Annotated in this window: 7 protein-coding genes; 3 read left to right on the top strand and 4 right to left on the bottom strand. The window is 59.0% G+C overall.

Annotated elements, in window-relative coordinates:
* Positions 1-386, bottom strand: a 386-nt coding sequence (locus ACXRVY_RS14090; RefSeq protein WP_458237596.1) for a TerC family protein, incomplete at its 3' end; no start/stop codon positions are given.
* Positions 387-471: 85 nt separating this feature from the next.
* Positions 472-1,779, bottom strand: coding sequence for a CitMHS family transporter (locus tag ACXRVY_RS14085; RefSeq protein WP_458237595.1), 1,308 nt, complete (start codon positions 1,777-1,779; stop codon positions 472-474).
* A gap of 319 nt (positions 1,780-2,098) precedes the next feature.
* Here ACXRVY_RS14085 and ACXRVY_RS14080 point away from each other — a divergent pair, with 319 nt between their 5' ends.
* Complete coding sequence (locus ACXRVY_RS14080; RefSeq protein WP_223459147.1) at positions 2,099-2,500, top strand: GFA family protein; 402 nt, start codon at positions 2,099-2,101, stop codon at positions 2,498-2,500.
* Here the strand turns inward: ACXRVY_RS14080 and ACXRVY_RS14075 are convergent, their stop codons facing one another.
* Together ACXRVY_RS14075 and ACXRVY_RS14070 are read right to left on the bottom strand one after the other, a co-directional pair.
* Positions 2,501-2,827, bottom strand: a complete 327-nt coding sequence (locus ACXRVY_RS14075; RefSeq protein WP_223459145.1) for a DOPA 4,5-dioxygenase family protein — start codon at positions 2,825-2,827, stop codon at positions 2,501-2,503. It abuts the gene before it with no gap.
* 61 nt (positions 2,828-2,888) lie between these two features.
* On the bottom strand, positions 2,889-3,839 hold the full coding sequence (locus ACXRVY_RS14070; protein ID WP_223459143.1) for a choline sulfate utilization transcriptional regulator: 951 nt from the start codon (positions 3,837-3,839) through the stop codon (positions 2,889-2,891).
* A gap of 114 nt (positions 3,840-3,953) precedes the next feature.
* On the opposite strand from ACXRVY_RS14070, the gene betC reads away from it, so the two are divergent.
* Both betC and choX read left to right on the top strand, forming a co-directional pair.
* Positions 3,954-5,468, top strand: a complete 1,515-nt coding sequence (gene betC, locus ACXRVY_RS14065) for a choline-sulfatase (RefSeq protein WP_223459141.1) — start codon at positions 3,954-3,956, stop codon at positions 5,466-5,468.
* A 16-nt stretch (positions 5,469-5,484) separates the two neighbouring features.
* The gene (gene choX / locus ACXRVY_RS14060) at positions 5,485-6,405 is read left to right on the top strand and encodes a choline ABC transporter substrate-binding protein (protein ID WP_223459139.1); all 921 of its coding nucleotides are present in this window, start codon (positions 5,485-5,487) and stop codon (positions 6,403-6,405) included.
* The last annotated feature ends 43 nt before the right edge of the window (positions 6,406-6,448 follow it).

The raw sequence follows: 6,448 nt of genomic DNA, 5'->3' as shown, positions 1-6,448 counted from the left end.
GTGTAGAGGAAGTTGCCGCCCTTGCCCGAAGGTTCGTCGCTGCTTTCATCTTCACCTTCCAACGCGTGGTACATCTCTTGSGAGCTTTTCCACAGCAGGAACAGACCACCGAAGAACAGGATCAGGTCGCGTCCGGAAATACCCTGGCCGAACACTTCGAACAGATCCGCCGTCAGGCGCATGACCCAGGTGATCGACAGCAGAAGCAGGATCCGCGTGATCATGGCCAGCCCAAGACCGAAAATCCGGGTACGCGCCTGCATGTGCTTGGGCATGCGGCTGACCAGGATCGAAATCATGATGATGTTATCGATACCCAGGACGATTTCCAGGGCGGTCAGGGTGAAGAAGGCAACCCAGATTTCAGGGTTGGTCAGCCATTCCATGTGTATTCCTTTGAGCGATTGTTAAACCACAAAGGGCCCGGGCTTCAAACAGCGAAGCCTGGACCCGAAGTGGTGAGTCTTGAGCTTATAGAGTGCTGAACACCGGGAAAGTCCCCAACAGCATTGCAGCAATCAGTATGCAGATACAAACCAGCACCGCCCACTTGAGAGTGAAGCGTTGATGGTCACCGAAATCGATACCGGCCAGGGCCACCAACAAATAAGTCGATGGAACCAGCGGGCTCAACAGGTGGACGGGCTGACCGACGATCGAGGCACGTGCCATTTCCACCGCGGTTATACCGTAATGGCTGGCGGCTTCGGCAAGTACCGGTAACACGCCGTAATAAAATGCATCGTTCGACATGAAGAAGGTGAACGGCATGCTGACCAGCGCCGTGATCACCGCCAGGTACGGGCCGAGGACATCCGGAATCACTGCCAGCAGGCTTTTCGACATCGCGTCGACCATCCCGGTGCCGGTCAGGATACCGGTGAAGATACCGGCCGCGAAGATCAACCCGACTACCGCCAGCACGCTACCGGCGTGAGCCGCGACGCGATCCTTCTGCTGTTGCAGGCAAGGATAGTTGACGATCATGGCGATACTGAACGCCACCATGAACAGCACCGGCAAAGGCAACAGGCCGGCAATCAGGGTGCCCATCAGGGCCAGGGTCAGGGCGCCATTGAACCAGATCAGCTTCGGACGACGGGCATCCGGGAACTGCGAAACGCTGATTTCACTGTGGTCGATTTCATCGCCCACCAGGTGCAACTCACCCAKGCGTGCACGTTCACGCTTGCCGTAGCAGTAAGCGATGACCAGGATCGCCACCACACCGGCCAGCATCGCAGGAATCATCGGTACGAAGATGTCGGACGGATCCACATGCAACGCACTGGCAGCGCGTGCGGTCGGGCCGCCCCATGGGGTCATGTTCATCACGCCACCGGCGAGGATGATCAGGCCGGCCATGATCCGCGGGCTCATGCCGATACGGCTGTAGAGCGGCAGCATGGCGGCCACGCAGATCATATAAGTGGTCGCGCCGTCACCATCGAGGGAAACGACGAGCGCCAGAACGGCGGTGCCGACCGAAACTTTCAACGGGTCGCCCTTGACCAGTTTGAGGATCTTGCGCACGGCCGGGTCGAACAGGCCGGAGTCGATCATCAGGGCGAAGTACAAAATAGCGAACATCAGCATCACGCCGGTTGGCGCGAGTTTGGTGATGCCTTCGAGCATCATTGGGCCGATTTTCGGCGAAAAGCCGCCGAACAGGGCAAAAATGATCGGAATCAGGATCAGGGCGATCAGCGCGGACAGGCGCTTGGTCATGATCAGGAACATGAACGTGATGACCATGGCGAAGCCAAGGAAAGTCAGCATGGGAATACTCCAGGCGTAGCGCGGCTAGGGAATGGGCGGACCGGGCGGGATCAGCGCAGAACGGGAGGCACGAGACGTACGGACGGAGTTACAGCGAAGCGGCGGATAGGAGAGGACATCAGAATCACCATTGTTGTTGTTAAATGGGCCTGGCGAGCAGTCAAACGCTCGCATTGGCCACCGGTCTTTTGCCGGTAGTGGCGGCGATCCTAATCGGGGAAGCTTTCAGCCAGCTTTCGCCAATGAAAGCAAAGACCGGATGTGCAACCGGTCGTCGGATTGGGTTTCAAGCCCCTGAACACAGGGTGGGAGGTTGAACATGGGCGAACTTCACACCGGCGGCTGCCATTGCGGGCAACTGCGCTATCAATTCAGCGGGCCGCTGCACGATATCGCCCACTGCCATTGCTCCATTTGCCGACGGGTCAGCGGCGGCATCGTGACCACCTGGATCACCGTGCCGGCATCGGCCTTTCAATGGCTGGCCGGGACGCCGTCGAGGTACGATTCTTCATCCACCTGCGCGCGATATTTCTGCGGACACTGTGGGGCGCAACTGGCGCTGGTGACGCACCTGAGCCCGGACAGCATCGACCTGACCATCGCCACCCTCGACCATCCCGAGCAAGCACCGGCCGAGCGACACATCTGGACCGACAGTCGCTTGCCGTGGCTGCACCTGGACGAACACTTGCCCGGAGAGGCTGAAGAAACACTCTGATCAAAAAATAGACAGATCCAGCGGGCGTATTGCGCCCATCCAGATCGCATGCTCGGTGTGGTCGCGCAGATCGTCACCGGTATCAGGGTGCAGAAACACCACCAGACCCTGGCGGTTGAGCGCCAGCCAGGGCAGCACGTCGCCCAGCACCTGCGGCTCGAACGCCAACTGACAGCTCCAGTCCGGGTGCGGACCGACAGGGCGCTCGTGCACGCGGCCCATTTTCAGTGGAAACAATTGCGCCGCCTGCTCACACAAGGCCCGCGCCTGATCGATGGTACTGGCGTCGAAATAGACATGGGCGTGGTAGCCCGTTATGCGTTGCATTTGAAATCCTCTAAATCCGGTCGAGCAGATCACGCGGCACAGGCTGCGATCTTTTCACGTTTCACACTGCAATCGAAGGCAATGACAACCCCGACAACGACTCCGCACTGCCAGCCTGTTCGGCCATCAACCAATCCACAAACTGTTGAATCAACGCTCCGCGTCGTTTGCGCTGGGGCAGGACCACGTAATAACCCAGTCTCGACATCACCGTTTCGCCGATCGGCCGACACAACAACCCTTGCGCCAGCAAGTTATCCACAAGGTGGCGCCAGCCGATGGCCACGCCCTGACCACCAATCGCGGCCTGAATCAGCAGGGTGTAGTTGTCGAAGCGCAACTGCCCGGGCGCCGGGGGCGAGGTGATGCCCAACTCGCGGAACACACCACTCCAGTCGAACCAGTTACTGCTGTGTTCCCCACGCAGGTGCAGCAACGGAAACTCCAGCAATGCCTGGGCCGGCAAGGGTAGGGGACGCTCACCCAACAACTGCGGACTGCACACCGGAAACACTTCCTCGCTGAACAGCCAATGGCTTTCACCCTGCTTGAAGCGGCCATCGCCGAACAGCACCGCCACATCGATATCGGTACGTAGCATGTTATGGCTGCGTTCACTGGTGACCAGGCTGACATCCACCTGCGGATTGGCCGCGTGAAAACGGTGCAGTCGCGGCATCAACCAATAGGCGGCGAAGGCAAAATCCGTGGCAACCTGCAGTACTTCATGCTGTTGCTGTGCGTTGATTGCACTCAATCCTGCGTCGATATTCTGCAAACCGAGCTGAACCTGTTCGAAAAGAATCTGCCCGGCCTCGGTCAGTTCGATACCGCGATAAATGCGATCGAACAAGCGGGTCGCCAGTTGTTCTTCCAGGCGCTTGATCTGCTGGCTGATGGCCGGTTGCGTGGTGCCCAGCTCAACCGCCGCCGCGGTGAAACTGCGTTGGCGGGCCGCCGCTTCGAAGGCGCGAAGCAGATCAAGAGACAGGTCACCAAGGGCGTCATACATAAGCTGTGCTTATCCTAGTCATTGTCGCGCGTGGGCTTTACCGCAAGGTGCGAGGGTTTCATTCTCGAAGCCAGCACTCTCGCATAAACATCCACTATGGAATGCCGCGATCACATGAAGCGCAAGAACATTCTTTTCATCATGGCCGATCAAATGGCCGCGCCAATGTTGCCGTTCTACGGCCCATCGCCCATCAAACTGCCTCATCTCAGCCGCCTCGCCGCACAAGGCGTGGTGTTCGACTCCGCTTATTGCAACAGCCCCCTGTGCGCGCCGTCGCGTTTCACCCTGGTCAGTGGCCAGTTGCCGAGCAAGATCGGTGCCTACGACAACGCCGCCGATTTCCCCGCCGACGTACCGACCTATGCCCACTACCTGCGCCGCCTCGGCTACCGCACTGCCCTGTCGGGCAAGATGCATTTCTGCGGGCCAGACCAACTGCATGGCTACGAAGAACGCCTGACCAGTGACATCTACCCGGCCGACTACGGCTGGGCGGTGAACTGGGATGAACCGGACGTGCGCCCGACCTGGTATCACAACATGTCGTCAGTGCTGCAAGCCGGCCCGTGCGTGCGCACCAATCAGCTGGATTTCGACGAAGAGGTGGTGTTCAAGGCCCAGCAGTACCTGTTCGACCACATCCGCGAGGATGGCGACCAGCCGTTCTGCCTGACTGTTTCGATGACTCACCCACACGATCCGTACACGATTCCCAAGGCTTTCTGGGATCTGTACGACGATGCCGACATTCCATTACCCACAACCCCGGATCAGCATTCACTCGATCCACACTCCCAGCGCTTGCTCAAGGTCTACGACCTGTGGGACAAGCCGCTGCCTGTGGATAAGATCCGCGACGCCCGCCGTGCCTATTTCGGCGCGTGTAGCTATATCGACAGCAACGTCGGCAAACTCCTGCAAACCCTCGAGGATACCGGGCTGATCGACGATACCATCATCGTGTTCTCCGGCGACCACGGCGACATGCTCGGCGAACGTGGACTCTGGTACAAAATGCATTGGTTCGAAATGGCCGCACGGGTTCCCTTGTTGATCAGCGCGCCGGGGCAATTCGGCGCCGGCAGGGTCAGCGCCAGTGTTTCCACGGCCGACCTGTTGCCGACCTTCGTTGAACTGGCCGGGGGCTCGCTGGAACCGGGCTTGCCGCTGGACGGCTGCTCGCTGGTCCCGCACCTGCAAGGGCAGGTCGGTCACGACGAGGTGTTCGGCGAATACATGGCCGAAGGCACCATCAGCCCGTTGATGATGATCCGCCGCGGCGCCTACAAATTCATCTACAGCGAAGATGACCCTTGCCTGCTCTTCGACGTACACAATGACCCTCGCGAACTGGAAGAACTCAGTCATTCGCCGCAACATCGCCAACTGTTCGACGATTTTCTCGCCGAAGCGCGAGCCAAATGGAATTTTCCGGCGATTCACCAGCAGGTGCTCGCCAGCCAGCGGCGCCGGCGGTTCGTGGCCGAGGCGCTGACCCTCGGCAAGCTGAAGAGCTGGGATCACCAGCCACTGGTGGACGCCAGTCAGCAATACATGCGCAACCACATCGACCTCGACGATCTGGAGCGTAAAGCACGTTATCCACAACCCTGCCAAAACCAATAATGTTAAGGGGAAGTCCATGCAAAGGTTATCCACAGTACTGACGGTCGGGCTCCTGGCTCTGGGCAGTGCATCGGCGTTTGCCGATCAGAGTTGCGAGACCGTGAAAATGGCCGACCCGGGCTGGAGCGACATCGCCGCGACCAATGCCATCACCGGGTTTCTGCTGGACGGCATGGGCTACAAGGCCAAGATCGACACCCTCGCGGTGCCGATCACCTTTGGCGGGCTCAAGGATGGCCAGGTCGATGTGTTCCTGGGTAACTGGATGCCGGCGCAGCAAGGCTTCTATGACAAGTTCGTCGCCAACGGCGATGTCACGCAACTGGCGAAGAACCTCGAAGGCACCGAATTCACCCTCGCCGTTCCGGATTACGTGTGGGACGCGGGTGTGCATGACTTTGCCGACCTGAACAAATACGCCGACAAGTTCGACCGCAAGATCTACGGCATCGGCTCCGGCGCGCCGGCGAACATCTCGCTGCAAGAGATCATCAAGAAAAACGATTTCGACATGGGTCAGTGGAAACTGGTCGAGTCCAGCGAGCAAGCAATGCTGGCCGAGGTGTCCCGCGCAGTGAAGAAACAGAAATTCGTGACCTTCCTCGGCTGGACCCCGCACCCGATGAACGTGCAGCTGAAAATGCATTACCTCAAGGGTGGTGAAAAATACTTCGGTGACACCGGCAGCGTGCATACACTGACCCGCAAAGGCTATGCACAGGCCTGCCCGAACGTCGGCAAACTGCTGACCAACCTGAGTTTCACCCAGGACATGGAGAACAGCATCATGGCTGAGGTGGTGAACAAGAAGATCAGTAACGCTGATGCGGCCAAGGCTTGGATCAAGGCCAATCCGGCGGTGCTGGATAAATGGCTCGATGGGGTGAAGACCGTGGATGGCAAGGATGCGTTGCCGGCGGTCAAAGCCAAGTTGTAACCAATACCTGTGGGAGCGAGCTTGCTCGCGATGGCAATGGGAC

This window comes from Pseudomonas sp. P5_A2_2 (assembly GCF_054177685.1).
Note: the sequence above shows the minus strand (reverse complement) of the source record. Positions and strands in the feature narration are given on the sequence as shown.

What these genes read in the sequence shown, in the direction of transcription:
- ACXRVY_RS14080 (WP_223459147.1), top strand. Translation starts at nt 2,099, where the DNA reads ATGGGCGAACTTCACACCGGCGGCTGCCATTGCGGGCAACTGCGCTAT.
- ACXRVY_RS14070 (WP_223459143.1), bottom strand. Translation starts at nt 3,839, where the DNA reads ATGTATGACGCCCTTGGTGACCTGTCTCTTGATCTGCTTCGCGCCTTC.
- ACXRVY_RS14075 (WP_223459145.1), bottom strand. Translation starts at nt 2,827, where the DNA reads ATGCAACGCATAACGGGCTACCACGCCCATGTCTATTTCGACGCCAGT.
- choX (WP_223459139.1), top strand. Translation starts at nt 5,485, where the DNA reads ATGCAAAGGTTATCCACAGTACTGACGGTCGGGCTCCTGGCTCTGGGC.
- betC (WP_223459141.1), top strand. Translation starts at nt 3,954, where the DNA reads ATGAAGCGCAAGAACATTCTTTTCATCATGGCCGATCAAATGGCCGCG.